We start from the raw sequence: 19251 nt of genomic DNA on the forward strand, positions 1-19251 counted from the left end.
GTTTTTGAAATGTCGAAATTAGACTTAAGTTCAGATTTTGTTGTAAAAATCGACGTCAGTCTTATTGCAACCCTTCAAGATTAAGCCATGTTTATGACAAAATGTCGATAAAACCAACAGTCACATCTTTTCTATCATAAAAAAGCGCCTAGTTCTAGGCGCTTAAAAGATCAACTGATTTGATGTTTGGCTTCGGTGGCCTGTATCTGTCGATGTTCTTCATTTAAGTAATCATCAGACTGCATTTCCAATAAACGTGAACGTGTGCGTTCAATTTCAAATGCCAGTTTTTCGCCCTGATAAATTTCAATAATCGAATCTTCAGAAGTCAGTAATAACTTGACACCACGATCATAAAATTCATCGACCAAATAAATAAAACGACGTGTTCCTTCAGACAAGAAGTCTGTTAAATGCGGTACATTGCTCACCAAAACCGTGTTGTAGATGTTGGCAATTTCAATAAAGTCTGCAGGACTACGCGGTTTAAAGCACAGTTCTGAAAATTCACACCACAACACATCTTCAGTATGCGCAATTGTTTCAACAATACGTTGGTTGATAATAATTGGCTCAGAAGAATAATGTTGTGTATTACTCAAAGCACTGAAACGCTGTGCCATCCAGTTTTGATTATCATGCGTTAAAGGCGATTTAAATAATTGCGCCTGTTTCAAAACACGTAAGCGATAATCTACACCAGCATCGACATTTAGCACTTGGCAATGTTTTTTGACCATTTCAATGGTTGGAATAAAACGATCTCGATGGATACCATTTTTATATAAACCGTCTGGGGCGATGTTAGATGTTGCCACCAAAGTAATGCCACGATGGAATAATTTTTGGAACAAGTCACTCAGAATCATCGCATCAGTCACGTTAGATACGAAAAATTCATCGAAACAAATCACCACTGCATCTTTATAAATTTGGTCTGCAACAGAATCGAGCGGGTTACGCTGCCCTGAAAGTTTGTTCAGTTCACGATGCACATGCTGCATAAAGTGGTGAAAGTGCATACGTGTTTTACGTCTAAATGGAATCGAGTCGTAAAACTGATCCATGAGCCATGTTTTACCACGACCTACACCACCCCACATATAAACACCCTGTGGTGCTGTTTGGCGGCGGAAACGGCGGAACGCTTTTTTTGATGCTTTATAGCGTTGAATTAATTCCTGCCACACACGCTCAAGTTCGTGTACAGCCTGCGCCTGCGCATCATCTGGCATAAATTGTCCAGAGGCTAACGCTTGTGCATAACGCTCCGCAGGCGATAATGGAGTAAAGGCTGTGGTTTGTGGCGAATTAAAATCAGACATATTCATCAGTACTTATTTGGGCAAATAGATTATAACGAAGATCGAATCACGAGATATAGCACTTTGGCATAGTTTGCAAAAAACTTAGGCTATTTTGTATATTGGCGTGGACTTTGTCCAAACCACCGCTTAAAGGCATGATTAAATGCTGCGGGTTCTGAATAACCAAGTAACTCTGCAATCATTTCAATTGAATATTCCTGATATTCAATTAATCGCAATGCTTTATCTTTGATGAGATCTTCACGAATTTGTTTATAACTGGTGTTCAGTTGTTGCAGTTGATGGCGCAATGTCCGTTCAGGAATTTGCAAAGCATGTGCTGTTTCTGCCATGCTCGGCATACTGCCCTGTTGTAACTCCAAATAATCTTTTACGCGCTGCACTACCGAAGGCGCATCATCTTCAAGTTTAAGTCGCTCTAACTCAATCACACACTTGGCTTCATAACTGCTAAAAGTGACTGCATCGGCAGAGGGAATACGTGCTGTGAGAACTGCATCATCAAACCAAAATGCTGCTTGTGATTGATTAAAAACAATATCTTGACCGTAATAATCATAAAAAGTTTGCAAAACTTCACTTTGCTGCGGCTGTACAAATGGCAATTCTATGCGAATACGTGGCGCACTCATCCCCATCATTTTATATAGGTCTTGAATAAATTTGAATGTGCCTGAAATTTCACACTGCGCACGTAATACACCTAAACTACTATGTAAATCATTGGGTTGATAACACAATGCAATATGTCGCGTGCTATGTTGTAAACTTAGTTTCCCGCTTAAATGCGTCAATCCCTGATATTGAATCCCTTTTTCTAATGCAGTGGCAATATCTGGACTGGTCACCAATAACATCAATAAAGGACCATAACCTGCCAAAGCATAATGCTGTCCAATAAACAGCCCCATTTCAGGTTCTACATCTTCACCAATGACTTTTAGAATATCCCATTCCAAACTCGGATGAATGATTGAACTGGTATCTAGCGCATCTGCACGCAAGCCGATACTTTGCAATTTTGCATCGACATCAACGCCTGCTTTACGCATGCCTTGTATTAAATACATTAAGCCAAGTATGGATCTTTTCATAAAATGAACAGTGCGAAACGGAATATCCTTTTTACCCGATTCGTCCACAGATAGAAATTGCCGAAAATATCAATTTTTATGTCAGCACGATCATGTTACCGCATGCTGGCTTATTCTATCCTGACTCAAACAAACTCAAATCAAACAAAATAAATATAAGGATATCTTCATGCAGGATGCAGCAGCGTATTATCAAGTCGCAATTATTGGTGCAGGCTTTGGCGGATTAACCATGGCGATTCGTTTACTACAACGCAATATTCATAACTTTGTGATTTTAGAAAAGTCTGATGAAGTGGGTGGTACTTGGCGTGAAAATCAATACCCTGGTGCGGCTTGTGATGTGCAGTCGCATCTGTATTCATTGTCATTTGCACCCAAAACTGACTGGTCAAAACGCTATGCCGAAGCACCAGAAATTTTTCAATATATTCAAGATGTGGTGCAACAATTTAATCTGCGTGAATATTGCCAATTTAACAGCGAAGTGGTGCATACCGAATACCATGAAAAAGACTGTGTATGGCATGTTGCGTTAAAAGATGGCAGACAATTGAGTTGCCAATATTTAGTCTTTGCTTCTGGCCCACTGCATGTGCCACAAATCCCGCACATTAAAGGCATTGAAAAGTTTCAGGGCAAGGTTTTTCACTCGTCTCAATGGGATCATCAATACAACTTAAATAGCAAAGTTGTGGCATCTATTGGCACAGGCGGCAGCGCGATTCAATACATTCCTGAAATTGCACCTCAAGTTAAACAGTTATATGTCATGCAACGTACAGCTGCATGGGTCATTCCACGAGATGAACGCAAATATCTGAATATTGAGAAAAAACTGTTTAAACAAGCAGACTGGTTTAGAAAATTGCATCGTGCGCGTTTGTATTGGTCGAATGAATCACGTGCAATTCCAATCATGCAACCTAGCGTGATGAAATATACCCAAAAACTGGCAGAAGCCTTTATTCGTTTTCAGGTCAAAGACAAACAATTGGCACAAAAACTCACGCCTGACTACATTATGGGATGTAAACGTATTTTAGTGTCCAATAAATACTTCCCAACTTTTAACCGTGACAACGTCGAATTAGTGACTGATGCAATACAGGAATTGACTGCAGACAGCATCATCACCAAAGATGGTAAAATGCGAAAAATTGATTGTCTGATTTATGGCACAGGCTTTATTACCGATCCGCGTATCTATCTACAGCCATTTAGCTGCATTGGTGAACATGGCGTTGAATTAAAACAGGCATGGAAAGATGGCGCAGAAAGCTATTACGGCATTAGCCACAAAGGTTTTCCGAACCTGTTTCAGTTGCTTGGGCCAAATACAGTTTTGGCGCATAACTCGGTTATTTTTATGATCGAATCGCAAGTCGATTACATTCTGCAAATGATGGATTTGGTGGCACAATCACAGAGCAATGCAATTGTAGTAAAAGATCAAGTACAAGATCAATTTAACCACGATGTGCAAGACATGCTAAATAACACGGTTTGGCAATCTGGCTGTGTAAGTTGGTATCAACAAGATGGTGGAAAAAACTTTGCACTTTGGCCAACCTATACTTGGAAATATTGGCTAAAAACCAAGTCGCTGCATCCGAGTGATTTCAGATTAATCAGTAAAGCGGCATAAATTTCCGCTTTTAAAAGCAAACTGGCATAATCAACAGGTTTTTATCTATCTCCCACCTGTTGATCTCATGCAATCTCTTTGGCTGATTTTCCAATTACTCTGCTGTTTATGTCTAGGCTTTGTACTGGCAAAACGCCTCCCTCGAATAATCGAAAAAATTGCGTTTCAACTGCTTCCATATTTTAGCTATATCCTGCTAATTGCAATTGCGATGGAATTTTCACAAACGCTCGGTTCACTACAGCAGCCATCGCATATTCTATCTACAGCTTTACAGATTGCATTTGCTACATCAATTGGTGCTTTTCTGTGTTGTTATTTGCTTTACAAAGGTTTGGGGCTGCAAGCAACGCAAGGCAAAGTTTCATTACAGTTGTTGATTCAATCCTGCATCAACATCAGTTATGCCTTTTTTGCACTTTTGGCAGGCTACGTGCTGCATCTACTTTTTAGTGCTATGGATTTCCAAGTTCAGATCAACACTTGGTATTTACTGTTGCTGTTTATGTGGATGATTGGACTCGATCTCGCTTATTCGCCTTTAGATCGTTCTTGGCTGAATTGGAAAATTTTAATGGTGCCCGTAGGCTGTATTTTCGGTTCAGTTGCAGGGGTACTACTTTGCGCACTTTGGCTCCCCATCGCTCTACAAGATTTGCTTATGCTCTCACAAGGTTATGGATTTTATTCCATGAGCGGGATTGTGGTGTCGGAACTTCGCAATGCCGAATTGGGTAGTATTGCGTTAATGAATGATTTATTCAGAGAGATTTTTGCGATATTGCTGATGTATATTTTGGGATGGCGTTATCCACGTGCTGCAATTTCTGCCGCAGGCGCAACTGCCATGGACGTCACTTTGCCCATGGTAAAACAAGCCTGTGGCAACGATTTTATTCCACATGCCATGGTCAGTGGATTTGTATTGTCAATCCTTGCACCCATTGCTGTAAGTGTATTGGCTGCTATTTAAAAAGAATCAACAATTGTCCTCTCTCCCTCTGGGAGAGAGTTGGAGAGAGGGTTTGCGCTCTATTTAGGCGAGAGTTAGAGAGAGGGCTTATCTCCCTTTTAGAGAGTCAGCGATAGTAAAATTAAAGCGTCGCTAAAATATCTTTCAAAGTCTGACGTGGATTTTCAGATTTTGTAATTGGACGACCAATCACCAAATGCGTAGAACCATCCAGCATAGCTTGTTTGGGAGTCACAATACGTTTTTGATCATCGGCATTTGAGCCTTCAGGACGAATCCCTGGAGTTACTAAGGCAAAATCCTGCCCTAAGATTTCACGCAACATTTTGGCTTCTTGCGCAGAACACACCACACCATCTAAACCACTTTCTTGAGTGAGTTTAGCTAAACGCTGAACTTGCTCAAAAGGCTCAATATCTAAACCTAAATCTTTTAAATCTTCACGCCCCATAGAGGTTAGTACAGTCACTGCAATCAGTTGAGTCTGATAATTCCCTGCTTTTAAACGCTCCACACAGGTTTCCATCATTTTACGACCACCTGAGGCATGCACGTTGACCATCCATACGCCTAAATCTGCTGCAGCACATACAGCCTGAGCCGTTGTATTTGGAATATCGTGAAATTTCAAATCTAGAAAAACCTCAAAACCTTTGTCATGCAAGGCTTTCACGACTGCAGGACCTTCATGGGTAAATAACTCTTTACCAACTTTTACTCGACATAATGCAGGGTCTAATTGTTCTGCAATGGTTAAGGCGTCATATTGGCTTTTAGCATCGAGGGCAACAATGATACTCAAGAGAATTACCTATGGATTTGACAAAGAGTCGTTATTATAAAGTGATTCGTGCCAAGCAGATAGTCAAAAAGACAGCTTATCCCCCATCGCAGCGATAATCAGCCATTCGTCAAAGGCACACATAAAAAAACACCCCAAGATAACCTTGAGGTGTTGATGATCAATTCGCTCAACAGAGCAAATTAAAGTGCATTAGAAGAACGATCTTCAGTATGCACATCTAATACCGTTTTTTCATGACGAGTATGCGCAGCAGCTTCAGCAGCAGCCAGTTGAGCTGCATGAATTTGCTCTTTGCGTAGGTATTCAATATCTTTACGTAGTCGCTTAATTTCCCAACTATTTTGGAATACACGGAAAACCTGCACGCCCAACAATAACCCTAGCACCAAACCAAGTGCCAATGTAATCAGTAGCAATAGACCCAAACGCATTGCAGGCACTTGAGTAAATAACAGGTCAACTGAAAGTTCAGTGCCGTTTTGCAAAACCAATGCCAGAGAATATCCAAATAGAATAACTAAAATAGCGACTAGAACGTAACGCATAAACACCCCTAGGAATTTTATTTATTTACAGACTCGTTTACTGCATCACGTAGTGCTTTACCCGGTTTAAAGTGCGGTACAGCTTTAGCCGCAACTTCTACAGACTTACCTGTTTTTGGGTTACGACCTACACGTGGTTCACGGTGATGCAATGCAAAACTACCGAATCCACGAATTTCAATTCGGTTATCTGCCGATAGTGATGCAATCATTTGATCAATCATGATCTTCACAGCTTCTTCCACCAATGGCTCAGCCAAATGTGGATTTTTCAAAGCAATTCGTTCTATCAAATCAGACTTATTAAGTGCTTCAGTAGTCATCTGCGACCTCTTTAATTATCAAGCTACTTTTACCTAAACTGATAATAACCTGTTTAAATACAAAACGGTAGCGTAATAATTGAATACTACGCTACCGTTTACAGTATTTGTGTAAAAAGTATGTGCTAATTTACATTAACCATACAGTTTACCCGCAACTTAGTTGCCCATTTGAGCTTTGATCAAGTCACCAATTGTCTTAGGACCATTGTCTTGACCGCTAGTTGCAGTTTTCAAGTTAGCAACAGCTTCTTTCTCTTCAGCTTCGTCTTTCGCTTTGATAGACAAGTTGATAGAGCGAGATTTACGGTCTACGTTGATGATTTTCGCTTCAACTTCTTGACCAACTTCCAAGAACTTAGTTGCATCTTCAACGCGATCACGGTTGATTTCAGATGCTTTAAGTGTTGCTTCAACTTCGTCAGCTAACTTAACAGTTGCGCCACGAGCATCAACAGCAGTTACAGTACCTTTAACCAAAGCACCACGTTCGTTAGCAGCTAAGAAATCGTTGAATGGATCGCTGTTCAATTGCTTGATACCAAGGCTGATACGGTTGCCTTCAGCGTCTACAGAAAGGATAACCGCTTCAACAGTGTCACCTTTCTTGTAACGACGAATAGCTTCTTCGCCTTGCTCGTTCCAAGAAATGTCAGACAAGTGAACTAGGCCATCGATACCGCCTGGTAAACCGATGAAGATACCGAAGTCAGTGATTGACTTGATTGTACCTGAAACTTTTTCACCTTTGTCGTGGTTCTTAGCAAACTCTTCCCATGGGTTAGCACGAGTTTGTTTGATACCAAGAGAAATACGACGACGCTCTTCGTCCACTTCAAGAACCATAACGTCAACTTCGTCACCAATCTGAACAACTTTAGATGGGTGGATGTTTTTGTTAGTGTGGTCCATTTCTGAAACGTGTACTAAACCTTCAACGCCTTCAGCGATTTCTGCGAAACAGCCGTAGTCAGTTAAGTTTGTTACGCGAGCTTTAACGATAGAACCTTTAGGATAACGGCTCATGATCGCTAACCATGGATCTTCGCCTAATTGCTTAAGACCTAAAGATACGCGGTTACGCTCTTTGTCAAATTTAAGTACTTTAACAGTAACTTCTTGACCCACTTCAACCACTTCTGATGGATGCTTGATACGTTTCCAAGCCATGTCAGTGATGTGAAGAAGACCGTCAATACCGCCAAGGTCAACGAATGCACCGTAGTCAGTAAGGTTCTTAATCGTACCAGTAACAGTTTGACCTTCTTCAAGCTGAGCAAGAAGCGCTTCACGGTCAGCTGAAGATTCAGCTTCCATAACTGCACGACGAGATACAACAACGTTGTTACGTTTAGCATCAAGTTTGATAACTTTGAACTCTAACTCTTTACCTTCAAGGTGAGTTGTGTCACGGATAGGACGAGTGTCTACCAAAGAACCTGGTAAGAACGCACGAACTGGACCGATGTCTACAGTGAAACCGCCTTTAACTTTACCAGAGATAACACCAGTAACGATTTCGCCGTCTTCAAAGATTTTTTCAAGTTTAGTCCAAGTTTCAGCACGTTTCGCTTTTTCACGTGATAAAACAGTTTGGCCCATACCGTTGTCAAGTGCTTCAACAACAACATCAACGGTGTCACCAACTTGAACTTCAAGTTCGCGTTGTTCGTTTAAGAATTCAGCGCGGTCAACAACGCCTTCTGATTTAAGGCCAGTATCAACTGTTACCCAGTCAGAGTCGATGCTTACTACAACGCCTTGGATGACAGCACCCTTTTCAACGTTGAGGTTTAATTCGCTTTCTTCAAAGAGGGCTGCAAAAGATTCGGTCATGATATACCTGATAAAGTCAGCGGTCTTGGATCAGACAAGGCCGGTTTAGTTAAGCGTCTACATAGTCCGTATAGAACTGATCAAGCTATGCGTTCGCTGAATAGGTTTATTTCACGCGGTTAAGCGCGGCAAATAGCAAGCTTCTGATCGACATAAGCCGTCATTAATGCAAACACTTCATCAATGTTCAACTCAGAACTATCAATGATGTAAGCATCTTCTGCGGGCTTGAGCGGAGCAACTGTGCGCTCCATGTCTCGTTTGTCGCGAGCCTGTATATTCGCTAAAATGTCGCTTATTTTAGCATCCAGCCCCATACCCTGCAACTGTTTTACTCGTCTTTGTGCACGTGACTCTGCCGAAGCAGTTAAATAAATTTTAGCCTGCGCATTTGGGAAAATACTGGTCGCCATATCGCGTCCATCTGCAACCAAGCCTGGTGCTTGGGCAAAGGCATGCTGACGTGCAAGTAATGCTGTGCGCAATTCAGGTACTGCCGCAACTTTTGAGGCATATTCCCCCACACGTTCGGTACGTATGGTTTGCGTGACATCTTCACCATCAAGCAACACTTGTGTGCCATCTGGCTGGGTCACAAATTGAATATTGAGCTGTGTTGCAATGGCAACGCATTGACTCAGTTCAGTATCAAGTTGATCTAGCAAATTCTGCTTATGTAACGCCAAACCCAACAAACGATACAACGCACCAGAGTCGAGTAAATGAAACTGATAATATGCTGCCAATTTTGCCGCGAGTGTGCCTTTACCTGAACCGCTAGGGCCATCAATGGTAATAATTTGAACCGTCATGCTGTTTCCGAAATGATTAGAGAGATTTTGCGAGTTTGGATAAACCAATTTTAATTGCAGTTTTCAACTGCGCAAGAATAGCTTTGCTCACAAACGGAACTCGCGCTTGTAGCTCAATGCTATACGTGACCAAGGTTTTGTGATCTGCCACTTGCTGAAATTCAATGGTACCCAAATGATGTTTGATCAATGGATTTTTAATGATTTTATATTCAATCCGCTGATTCGGTTCAAGCACGGTAATTTGCTCTTGCAAAGGTTTAATTGGCCCAATCCCCATACGACGCACCGAACCTACACCATCTGGACGTTCAGGGTCAGCAGAGTCTTTAATGCGCACCACTTGCATTGGTGCAAACGCAATATTATAAGTTGCATGTTTAGAAAGTAATTCAAATACTTGCGCAACTGGCGCATTAAATTCTTTTTTAATTTGAATAGCGTGCATGGTTTGCCCTGATGATGAATGCTATGTTGTGTTTGATTTAGTTTAACGCAAATCAAGCCTAAAACTCAGAACTGGTTTTGATCATGGAGGTCATTTATCAACTATTGCTGCTTTTGTTGTTTCTTTTGCGCACGGCGCATCTTAAAAAAATCACTCAACTGGGCTGAACATTGCTGCTCTAAACAACCTGATTGATACTCAAAAATATGATTGTAATAGCCTGACTCTAAAAGCTTTCTAGCACTGATCAATGAGCCGGCTTTGGGTTCAGTTGCTCCAAATACCACACGTTTGATTCGCGCATGAATGAGCGCACCCACACACATGGTACAAGGCTCCAGTGTGACATAAAGCGTGGCATCTTCAGGCAAACGATAATTTTGAATATGATCACATGCTGCACGGATTGCCACAATTTCGGCATGTGCGGTTGCGTCGTGTAAGGAAATAGGCGCGTTATAACCCGCGCCAATCACTTGATTTTGACTAACGATGACAGCCCCCACAGGAATTTCCCCCTGTGCTGCAGCCAAAGCAGCCTGCGCATAGGCAAGCTGCATCCAGTCTTCATCACTATAGTTCTGTTCTGACATTTAAATATGAGTAAAAATCAATACGAATTAAATAATCTCGTATTGTTTCAATAACTCATTCCAGCTTTCAATGCTCGTCACAGGTGGATTGTCTGCAAAAATGGTTTTGAGCTGCACTGGCCCATTTTGCTGCCAAGCTGGTGCAAGGTCTTTATCGACCAAACGTGCGCGCACACCTTCGACAAAATCTGCGTGGCGAATTTTCCAGTCTGAAATTTGCGTTTCCAGTTCAAACACTTCATTCCAAGCGTGAACCTTCTTACCCCATTGCCATAGTAACCACGTTAAAGCTGCTGTGGTTGGTGAACCTTTTTGCAAGTTTTCACTGGCTTGACGTAACCAATCGCTACGTGCATCGCTTAGACCAATGATGGATTCATAATCACTTTCAAAACTCACACCACGGCACACGCTTTGAATCACATCCAAAGAATTCTGTAGCGGCCCAGGCCCTACAGGACGGTGCATGCTGTTCAAGGTATCATCAATGGCACGGAAGTCACCTGCAGGGTAATGATTCCAGTCAATATTAATGACTTTTTCTAATACAGAAGCGCGTTGTGCATCACAAATATGGGTTGCCCAACCAATACCATACGCACCTGCAGCAGTCATAATTGAACCCGTTAAACCTGTGAACAAGCCAATCGCACCACGGTCAGCCAAGAAACGAGTTGCCCCTACATCTGGGTATAAACCAATGTTAATTTCTGGCATAGCTAAACGTGAATACGGTGTCACCAAACGGAATGGTGCAGCCATAAATAGACCTAAGCCACCACCCATGACATAACCTTCACCCCACACTAAAACAGGCTTGGCATAGTTATGTAGCAACAAGTCCAACGCATATTCTTGCTCAAAGAATTTATTGGCAGTTGCAACCTCATCATTAATGACAAGCTGACGTAATTTACGCACATCACCGCCTGCACAAAATGCTTTTGGTGTGGTCGAATCTAGCCAAATTGCTTTTACGCTATCATCGGTATGAAAGTCTTCAAATACTGCCAATAATGCAGAAACAATAGATTCATCTAAAGCATGCAAAGATTTTGGGCGATTCAAACGTACAATGCGCCAACCGTTATTTGCTTCTTCGACAATTAAATCCGGATGATATTCTTTAGAAATGGGAGAATGTGTCATGCGTCCAGCTGCCAGTCTATAGGCTCAATGCCATTTTGTTTAAGATAATTATTTGATTTTGAAAATACTTTACATCCAAAAAAACCACCGCGGTTTGCTGCCAATGGGGATGGATGCGCTGCCTTCAAAATCAGATGTTTATTTGGATCTATACGTTGTCCTTTACGTTGTGCATACGCGCCCCACAAAATAAACACAATATGCTCACGTTGTTGATTTAACACATCAATCACATGATCTGTAAAATCTTCCCAACCCTGCTTTTGGTGCGAGGTTGGTTGTCCTGCTTCTACCGTTAACACGCTGTTGAGCAGCAATACCCCTTGCTCTGCCCAATGGGTTAAATCACCGTGTCTTGGAATAGGCACACCTAAATCTGTATGTAACTCATGGAAAATATTACGCAAAGATGGTGGCAATGCAACCCCTCTTTGTACAGAAAAACTAAGTCCATGTGCCTGATTAGGTCCATGATAAGGGTCTTGCCCAATAATCACGACTTTCACCTGATTTAAAGGCGTGGTATTTAGAGCATTAAATATCAGTGAACTTGGTGGATAAATCACCTTATTCTGTTGTTTTTCCTGCAACAAAAAATCGCGTAGCGCATCCATTTGTGGACTCAATAAAAATTCAGCTAGATTGTATTTCCAACTCTCATCTAACTGAACTTTATTTAAGCTCGCATATTGCTGCTCAGTAAAAGACATACCGCTATCAATCCTTGTTGATGTCTAATGATGTGATTTAAAGTTTAACTTGTAACTCGACATTCGGGTTTTGGAATGTCATCCCCTGTTTTAATTTTTCATACATTTGTGGGTCTGACCATTCTGTCTGTACTTGCTCAGAGAAATGAATTTGATCCAGACTTAGCAATCCCATCTGCGCATTTTCAATATCTTCCAAAAAGCTTTGTGCATAGCCTGTATCAGTTTCATGTACAATCACAGAATAGACTTCTACATCACCTTCCCCATTTTGTGTGATGGTTGATGCCAAAACTTGTTGTGCCAAATAAAAGAAAATACGTGAAAACTGCTCTGCTGATGGCGATACTGGTAAAGATACCCAACGTGCGCTGAACGTTTTGCAGGCTTGAATATATGCAGGGTCATCCTGCTCCCAAAAACAAATGGCATGATCGAAGGCATCAAATAATTCTTTGATTACACCTTTAAGCAAACCAAAGTCATACACCATTTGTCCATGATCAAGTTTTGAAGCTTTCAGTAATAATTCTACTTTATAGCTATGACCATGAATCGAGCGCTTACAGCGGTCTGAAGTGCAATTACGCACAATATGCGCATTTTCAAACTTAAATAACTTTCGAATTAACATGGGTCTTAACGTCATCAAAATATTTGGGGGATATTCTTTTTAATTATAATGCAAAACGTGAACAATAAGCCAATTTTAGCCCGCAGATTGCCAGACAAAAATCGTAATGATCAGTTTCAGTACAGATATGCAATGCATTTGCATCCGAATAACAGCAACTAAGTCAAGGTTAATGCTAATACTTAAAATGGCGCCAGACTTCGCCCACTGACATTGATAGATTTTTCGCTACGCACCAAATCACTGCTAAATTGACGTTTGCGCTCGCCCAATACCACTTCAATTTTGGCTTTAAAATAATGGGATTGCACACCCAATAAACTTGTAAATTCATTGCGTATCGCGCTATCGACAGCTTGAAAGCCATCTAACTCCCACAAAGCATTTACATTGCTAAAGTGCTCTAAATTGGCATTACGACGATCAAGTAGATTTTGCACAGCAACCACATCCAATTTTTCATCAAAGCTCGCCAAAACTAAAGCAGGTGCGGTATTAATATTGATAGTGGTATCTCGTTTTGGCAAGGCACTCACATAAGGTGCAATTTGCTGATACTTCGCACCTTCAAAACCACGGACTTGTTTTAATTCTTCCGCACTATGAAACAAGCTATTGGGCGGTAAATAAGGAATTGGCAAACCTTGGTAATAACTCGACTCTGCACCCATAGCACCACTCGGTTCATCATCTGCATCTTGCCAATCAATCACAGCTTCACTTAATTGCGCAGGTAGCCCAACACGCTGCAATAATTTTTCAAAATATTTTTTTGCTTTTTCGTTTACTTGATCTTCGGTTGTCAGCAAACTATTTAAATTAAATTTCCCTGACTCATCTTGCAGCACGCCCGATACATAACCATCTTCGACTGGAAATGGCGGCATCGGTTTTGCCCAGTTCTCTTGTAAGTGATCAACTTGGCCTGCATTTTCAGCATCATCTTGCAGTAATTCTGCAAAAAATACTTCAGCACTTTTGGCATATAACAATGCCTGATTTTGACGCATCAAATAGGCGGTATTTTCACTGGTGTACATTTGCCGCTTGGCAATGGTCGCTGCCAAAATCGTAGCTAAGGCAACCAACATCAAAATCGTAATCAAGGCGATGCCTTGTTGTGATTTGATGATGCTACCTAAGCGCTGAGTCGATTTTGAATACATTGCCACTGTGCCTTTAATTGTCTTTCTTCTTTAAAAAATCAGTCTGCAATAAGCTAAATATCCATTCGTATTGCACGTCACGCACGGTTAAATTTATTTTTATTCCTTTCGGGAGTAGCCTTAATTGTTCAGTTTGCTGAGGATCAATATTGCTTTCAGGCCAACTACTTAATTCATTTGGATTCAATACCATAATCTCAAAGGCTTCAACTTCATCCAACATCACGCTCGACTCAGGCTGATCATTGCCCGTTTGATGCAAATTACGATATTTTAAACGATACAATTTTTTTTCATCGGCACGATATTGATATTCAACACGCTCATGGGGTGAAATACCCTGCTGCAAAGGATCGGTCACCCCTGTTTTACTGAAATTAAAGCGTCCATTTTGTAAAACTAAAGCAGGTTGTTGCTGCCCTTTAACATTGGCCGTTAATGGAACAGCCTGCATCGTGTCACGTAAAATTTGTTGATAGCTTTCTTGCAACTGCTCTAAATTGGCTTCATGCATCGCATTGCGATCTTTGACTTTGGCGAGATAATCAAATACTTTCCAACCCAAAGCAGACAGCACTGCAAAAATTGCAATAGCGACTAGCAACTCAACTAAAGTGAAGCCTTTCTTTGTACTCATGATTGCTGCTCACGGGCATTAAAAAACACCAAAGAAGTCACTCCTGCTTCAACTTGTCCTGTGTCTTGATTATACAAACTGATTTGAAGATCGACACGTTGCACATTCGGACTAATGGTTGGCTGTGTGGACTTGTCAATTTGCCATGTTTCGCCCTGTTGTGTCACTTGCTTTGACTCTGTTCCACTTAACCATTGCCGATTCATTTCCATCAATGCCACTTCATTCAAAGCCACAAATTGTGCTTTGGTTCTTAAAATTGCATTGGCGGTGGATTGGGTATATTGCATCGCCACTTTGGTCATTGCCATAGCTGCTGTTGCAAAAATTGCCAAAGCCACCATAACTTCAAGTAGTGTAAATCCTTTAGCTTTCATGGATTTTTCCTAAATGATCGACCTCTATTTCCGCACCTACAGGACGCTGTTCTAAATAGAACTGAATACGCACAGGTTTGGCTTCACCATTGCCCAGCCAAATCAGTGCGGGTGCATTACCTTGCAGCAACTCACTATTGTTAGCATTCGGATAGCTTTGTTCTAAAGATAAAATTTGGATAGAAACTTGTTCAGGCAACGTTCTGCTTTTAAATTCGCCATAGTTTTGCCATTTTTGATTATTTTGCAGGGTTAATTGTTGTTCTGAAGCATAAGGCTGATATTCCAGTACATCATATCGCGCAGGTGAAACATCGGTTGCTTGATGCAAATTGAGTGCAAAAATACGCGCTTGATCATTGGCTTCACGATTCAGTTTACGCAAATCCAATAAAAACACTTCCCGCGCCTGCATGGCTTTACGCTGATCAACACCACCGATATTCATTAAAACCAGCGATGCCATAATCGCCATAATGACTATCACCACCATCAATTCAATGAGCGTAAAACCGCGAACCGAAGATAGTGGTGTGTTCATAGCGTATTAATTCAATTGCTCGAAAGATTGTGCTTGTTTGGGCATCGCCAACGCTTGATCGATATAGGCCACACGTAAAGTATCCCGGGAACCTAAATAACGCTGATAGAAACTTGAGTTTAAAATGGCTGCCGCACCATGCGTAAGTGCCCAAATTGAAGCCAGATAATCACGCACTTCCATGTGACTATTAATAGATTCCAAATATTGTTCAGTCATACGGATAATGATGCGTAATCGGCTTTTACGAACCTGATATAGTTCACTAAACAACAAGCCAATGCCAACACCCGTTGTAGAAAGGCGTTCTTCAATTTGATGAAAAAGCACAGTACGTTCAGGATGATGTAAGTGATGCAGCATAAAAAATGCTAGATGTTCAGGAAACTGTTTTTCCGCATCTTTAATCATTTCTAGCAACATGCGCTCATTACGAATAATAAGCAACATATATAGTTCATCTTTACTTTGAAAGTGTTTATATAGAGTACCTTTGGCCAAATCCAGTTCTGCTGCCAAAGCATCAAGGGTCATTCCTGCTTCACCATTTTCCAAAAGCAACTGCTCTGCCACTTGGAAAATTAACGTTTCTCTTGCTCGAAACTGAGCCTGACGATCCATCTTCACCCGATAAACTCTCTTTTCACTATTCAATCAATGGAAATTTTTAATATCACCAGAACATTAAATTTTTGCATCATTCCACTATGCAAATTAATGTCCTTTGAGCAGGTTTTCAAAGTTTTGTGTTGTTATGAAAGCCATTTCCTCTAAGGACTTATCATATACATCACTTAGGGCTTTGGCTACATACGGAACGTATTTTGGCTCATTTGTCTTACCGCGATATGGCACAGGTGCCAAATATGGACTATCAGTTTCAATTAAGACACGGTCTAAAGGTACTTGCTTAGCCACATCACGTAAATCTTGCGCATTTTTAAAGGAAACAATGCCTGAAAACGACACATAATAACCACAATCTAACACCGCTTTGGCGGTTGCCCAGTCTTCAGTAAAGCAATGTAATACACCATGCGTCGATTTTTCCGCACGGATAATATCTACTGTATCTTGCTTGGCAGCACGGGTATGTACCACCACAGGTTTTTTTACAGCTTGTGACGCATGAATATGCCGTGCAAAACAGGCTTTTTGCTCTGCGACAAAATCGGTACTGTGAAAATAGTCCAAACCTGTTTCGCCCAAAGCCCAGACTTTGTCTGCTTGTGCTAAAGCAATCAGTTGCTCGGTGGTGGCACGCGCCATATTTTCAGCATTTTCACAAGGATGCACACCCACGCTATAACCAACATCGGCATGGCGTGCTGCAATTTTTGACAATGCAATATGATCGTCTAAATCGACAGAGATACCCATAATTTTAGACACACCCGCTAGGCGTGCCTGTGCAATTGCTGCATCTAAGTCACCATCATAAGGGCTTAAATCCAACATCGTTAAATGACAATGTGTATCTACAAACACGATTTTTTCCTAAAAGCAAACAACCTACATAGTGTAACTGTTACGGTTGTCAGACTTAAGCCCCGCAAGGATTCTTTCGGCTTCAGATTTGTAATAAACGCCTTTTTCACCGCTCAGTTGAATGCCAAAGCCCTGCAATTTGATGCCGTTTTGCTTTTGCGAAATCCAGATGACTTTTCCTGTAAGTGGAATTTTTTGTGATTGTTCAGGCAAAGTTGCAAGCACGAAGATTTCTTCACCCATTTTTACAGGTTGTTTTGAGGGTACAAATAAGCCACCGCCCACAACGTATGGCATATAACTTAAATATAGCGTTTCGACATCAGGAATATTGGCCTGAATAATACCGCCCATACGTGGTTGCATCATGTTCCCCTTAAATATTCATCAACTTAATACATAATTGATCAAGCACTAGATTACTTTGCACGTTTTGCTCAAGCATTGGCTTGGCTTGCTGTAATTCTGCATATAAACCAAACAGACTTTCTAAGTCATATTGTTCAGCCAAATGCTGCAAAGCGGTGCTTAAATCCAAATTTTTAATGCTTTGATTTAGCTTGACACAAATTAAATCACACAACAAGTATTCAAACATCTGACTAAAATCAGTAAAGCTCAGCGCCTTGTTCCACTTGGTTGCGATTGCCATCGGCATATTTTTTTGCGTTACCAGTTTAGACCAGTCTTTGAGAAAATCTGTACGCTGTTCTAGCCATTCTGTCTGTGCCAACTGCAAAGCCTGCAACGGCATTTGATTAGACAAATTCATCAACAATTGCTGTTTGTTCGCATCTAAATCGGGCAAATGCTGCTGCAAATATGCCGTAGCCTGTGCAGCATCAATACGGTCTAAAGCAAAATGCTGCAAACGGCTACGAATGGTTGCAGGTAATTTAAGATAATGATCTGCCAGCAAAATAATCACGATGCGATCACCCGGTTCTTCGAGGGTTTTCAGCAACGCATTGGAAGATGCAATATTTAAGGCTTCAGCAGGTTCAATCACAATCACCCGCCAGCCATCTACCGTTTGCTGGACAAAAGGTAATAAATCACGGATCTTCTCGATCTTAATTTTCGCGTTTTGCTTTTTATTCTCTTCATCGGTGCTGATATAGACATAATTCGGATGTGTATCTGATTTTAACCACTGACAACTGCTACATTCACCACAAGGCTGTGACTGCACATCACGCTGTTGGCATAAAATCCAAGCCACAAATTGCTGTGCAAAGGCTTCTTTACCACAACCCTGTTTGCCAAAAAACAATAAACCATGCCCCATTTTGGGAAATCGCCCTGTCAGGTTTTCCCAAACTTGTTGCTGCCAAGGATATACTTGTCCAATTACATCACGTTGCATGGTCGGTGATTCACTTACTCAAAATGGGCAATATCCATTGCATTTAAACGGTCTAAGTCTGCTTGGGTATCTACACCCGGTGGTAAATTGGCTTCTGCAACTGCAATGGCAATACGATGTCCATTTTCCAAGACACGCAATTGCTCTAGGCTTTCCAGCTTTTCCAATGTTCCCATTTCCCAAGTCACATATTCTTGCAGCAATTCCACACGGTACGCATACAAACCTAAATGGCGATACGCATGTGCATGCAATTGTGGTGTCGCTGCTTTCGCACCATCGCGGTCATAAGGAATCGTGGCACGGCTAAAATACAAAGCCTGATTGTATTTAGACATGACCACTTTAACAATGCTGTCGCGAGTAAATTCATCTAGTTGCTGAATCGGCTCACATAGCGTAGACATCGAGCATTCAGGTTGAGCTTCTAACAACTGCGCCACTTGTTGCACCAATTGCGCAGGCAAAAGTGGCTCATCGCCCTGCACATTGACGATAATATCGTTTTTATCCCAACCTTTAATGCGCGCCACTTCACTTAAACGATCTGTACCTGATGGATGGTCTGCCGAAGTCAGCACTACATCTACACCTTCGGCACGGCATAATTCTGCAATACGAGCATCATCGGTCGCCACACACAAGTCATCAAAACCTGCCACTTTTTTTGCCTGATCAACCACACGTAAAATCATGGCACGACCATGAATTTCCAGTAAAGGTTTGCCTGGCAGGCGTGAACTAGCATAACGTGCAGGGATAACAATGTGCTTCATAA

Annotated in this window: 23 protein-coding genes; 2 read left to right on the forward strand and 21 right to left on the reverse strand. The window is 41.4% G+C overall.

What is annotated here, in order from left to right:
• Positions 1-170: 170 nt before the first annotated feature.
• The gene (gene zapE / locus FTU92_RS10660; protein ID WP_004976758.1) at positions 171-1325 is read right to left on the reverse strand and encodes a cell division protein ZapE; all 1155 of its coding nucleotides are present in this window, start codon (positions 1323-1325) and stop codon (positions 171-173) included.
• An 89-nt stretch (positions 1326-1414) separates the two neighbouring features.
• Positions 1415-2422, reverse strand: a complete 1008-nt coding sequence (locus FTU92_RS10665) for an AraC family transcriptional regulator (RefSeq protein WP_171501106.1) — start codon at positions 2420-2422, stop codon at positions 1415-1417.
• A gap of 169 nt (positions 2423-2591) precedes the next feature.
• On the opposite strand from FTU92_RS10665, the gene FTU92_RS10670 reads away from it, so the two are divergent.
• Both FTU92_RS10670 and FTU92_RS10675 read left to right on the forward strand, forming a co-directional pair.
• A complete protein-coding gene (locus FTU92_RS10670) occupies positions 2592-4070 on the forward strand; it encodes an NAD(P)/FAD-dependent oxidoreductase (RefSeq protein WP_180096230.1) in 1479 nt (492 codons plus the stop codon).
• 67 nt (positions 4071-4137) lie between these two features.
• On the forward strand, positions 4138-5043 hold the full coding sequence (locus FTU92_RS10675; RefSeq protein ID WP_004976767.1) for a lysine exporter LysO family protein: 906 nt from the start codon (positions 4138-4140) through the stop codon (positions 5041-5043).
• A gap of 121 nt (positions 5044-5164) precedes the next feature.
• Here the strand turns inward: FTU92_RS10675 and pyrF are convergent, their stop codons facing one another.
• The 19 genes from pyrF to kdsB all read right to left on the reverse strand — a co-directional run bounded on the left by pyrF (position 5165) and on the right by kdsB (position 19249).
• Positions 5165-5845 (reverse strand): orotidine-5'-phosphate decarboxylase, encoded by a 681-nt coding sequence (gene pyrF / locus FTU92_RS10680; RefSeq protein ID WP_019836519.1) that lies wholly within the window; start codon positions 5843-5845, stop codon positions 5165-5167.
• A gap of 182 nt (positions 5846-6027) precedes the next feature.
• Entirely contained in the window at positions 6028-6393 is a 366-nt protein-coding gene (locus FTU92_RS10685; protein WP_004976771.1) for a lipopolysaccharide assembly protein LapA domain-containing protein, read from the reverse strand.
• 17 nt (positions 6394-6410) lie between these two features.
• Positions 6411-6716 carry an integration host factor subunit beta gene (locus FTU92_RS10690; RefSeq protein ID WP_004976773.1) on the reverse strand — a complete coding sequence of 102 codons (306 nt, stop codon included), beginning with the start codon at positions 6714-6716 and terminating at the stop codon, positions 6411-6413.
• Positions 6717-6875: 159 nt separating this feature from the next.
• Positions 6876-8552 carry a 30S ribosomal protein S1 gene (gene rpsA, locus FTU92_RS10695; RefSeq protein ID WP_004976774.1) on the reverse strand — a complete coding sequence of 559 codons (1677 nt, stop codon included), beginning with the start codon at positions 8550-8552 and terminating at the stop codon, positions 6876-6878.
• A 119-nt stretch (positions 8553-8671) separates the two neighbouring features.
• Positions 8672-9364, reverse strand: a complete 693-nt coding sequence (gene cmk / locus FTU92_RS10700) for a (d)CMP kinase (protein WP_154320795.1) — start codon at positions 9362-9364, stop codon at positions 8672-8674.
• Between the two features lie 16 nt (positions 9365-9380).
• Complete coding sequence (locus tag FTU92_RS10705; protein WP_019836521.1) at positions 9381-9812, reverse strand: SRPBCC family protein; 432 nt, start codon at positions 9810-9812, stop codon at positions 9381-9383.
• Between the two features lie 101 nt (positions 9813-9913).
• Complete coding sequence (gene tadA / locus FTU92_RS10710) at positions 9914-10405, reverse strand: tRNA adenosine(34) deaminase TadA (protein ID WP_004976782.1); 492 nt, start codon at positions 10403-10405, stop codon at positions 9914-9916.
• Positions 10406-10432: 27 nt separating this feature from the next.
• Positions 10433-11554, reverse strand: a complete 1122-nt coding sequence (locus tag FTU92_RS10715; RefSeq protein ID WP_004976784.1) for an enoyl-CoA hydratase/isomerase family protein — start codon at positions 11552-11554, stop codon at positions 10433-10435.
• On the reverse strand, positions 11551-12264 hold the full coding sequence (gene ung / locus FTU92_RS10720) for a uracil-DNA glycosylase (protein WP_004976786.1): 714 nt from the start codon (positions 12262-12264) through the stop codon (positions 11551-11553). The genes FTU92_RS10715 and ung overlap by 4 nt, the downstream gene beginning before the upstream one ends.
• 37 nt (positions 12265-12301) lie before the next feature.
• Positions 12302-12898: a 6-carboxytetrahydropterin synthase gene (locus tag FTU92_RS10725; protein WP_104851897.1), complete on the reverse strand. Its 597-nt coding sequence runs from the start codon at positions 12896-12898 to the stop codon at positions 12302-12304.
• Positions 12899-13080: 182 nt separating this feature from the next.
• On the reverse strand, positions 13081-14064 hold the full coding sequence (gene gspK, locus FTU92_RS10730) for a type II secretion system minor pseudopilin GspK (protein ID WP_180096232.1): 984 nt from the start codon (positions 14062-14064) through the stop codon (positions 13081-13083).
• Positions 14065-14077: 13 nt separating this feature from the next.
• Positions 14078-14701, reverse strand: a complete 624-nt coding sequence (gene gspJ / locus FTU92_RS10735; protein ID WP_178318415.1) for a type II secretion system minor pseudopilin GspJ — start codon at positions 14699-14701, stop codon at positions 14078-14080.
• The gene (gene gspI / locus FTU92_RS10740; RefSeq protein WP_004976793.1) at positions 14698-15078 is read right to left on the reverse strand and encodes a type II secretion system minor pseudopilin GspI; all 381 of its coding nucleotides are present in this window, start codon (positions 15076-15078) and stop codon (positions 14698-14700) included. The genes gspJ and gspI overlap by 4 nt, the downstream gene beginning before the upstream one ends.
• On the reverse strand, positions 15068-15619 hold the full coding sequence (locus FTU92_RS10745; RefSeq protein ID WP_131261481.1) for a prepilin-type N-terminal cleavage/methylation domain-containing protein: 552 nt from the start codon (positions 15617-15619) through the stop codon (positions 15068-15070). The genes gspI and FTU92_RS10745 overlap by 11 nt, the downstream gene beginning before the upstream one ends.
• Before the next feature lie 6 nt (positions 15620-15625).
• A complete protein-coding gene (locus tag FTU92_RS10750; protein WP_004976797.1) occupies positions 15626-16240 on the reverse strand; it encodes a TetR/AcrR family transcriptional regulator in 615 nt (204 codons plus the stop codon).
• 93 nt (positions 16241-16333) lie between these two features.
• Positions 16334-17107: a TatD family hydrolase gene (locus FTU92_RS10755; protein WP_004976800.1), complete on the reverse strand. Its 774-nt coding sequence runs from the start codon at positions 17105-17107 to the stop codon at positions 16334-16336.
• A gap of 24 nt (positions 17108-17131) precedes the next feature.
• Positions 17132-17473 carry a PilZ domain-containing protein gene (locus tag FTU92_RS10760; protein ID WP_026438361.1) on the reverse strand — a complete coding sequence of 114 codons (342 nt, stop codon included), beginning with the start codon at positions 17471-17473 and terminating at the stop codon, positions 17132-17134.
• Positions 17474-17483: 10 nt separating this feature from the next.
• Positions 17484-18473: a DNA polymerase III subunit delta' C-terminal domain-containing protein gene (locus tag FTU92_RS10765; protein WP_180096234.1), complete on the reverse strand. Its 990-nt coding sequence runs from the start codon at positions 18471-18473 to the stop codon at positions 17484-17486.
• A 14-nt stretch (positions 18474-18487) separates the two neighbouring features.
• Positions 18488-19249, reverse strand: a complete 762-nt coding sequence (kdsB, locus tag FTU92_RS10770; protein ID WP_180096236.1) for a 3-deoxy-manno-octulosonate cytidylyltransferase — start codon at positions 19247-19249, stop codon at positions 18488-18490.
• Positions 19250-19251: the final 2 nt, after the last annotated feature.

It is taken from the genome of Acinetobacter sp. YH12205, assembly GCF_013418125.1.
GTDB classification, from domain to species: Bacteria; Pseudomonadota; Gammaproteobacteria; order Pseudomonadales; family Moraxellaceae; genus Acinetobacter; species Acinetobacter towneri.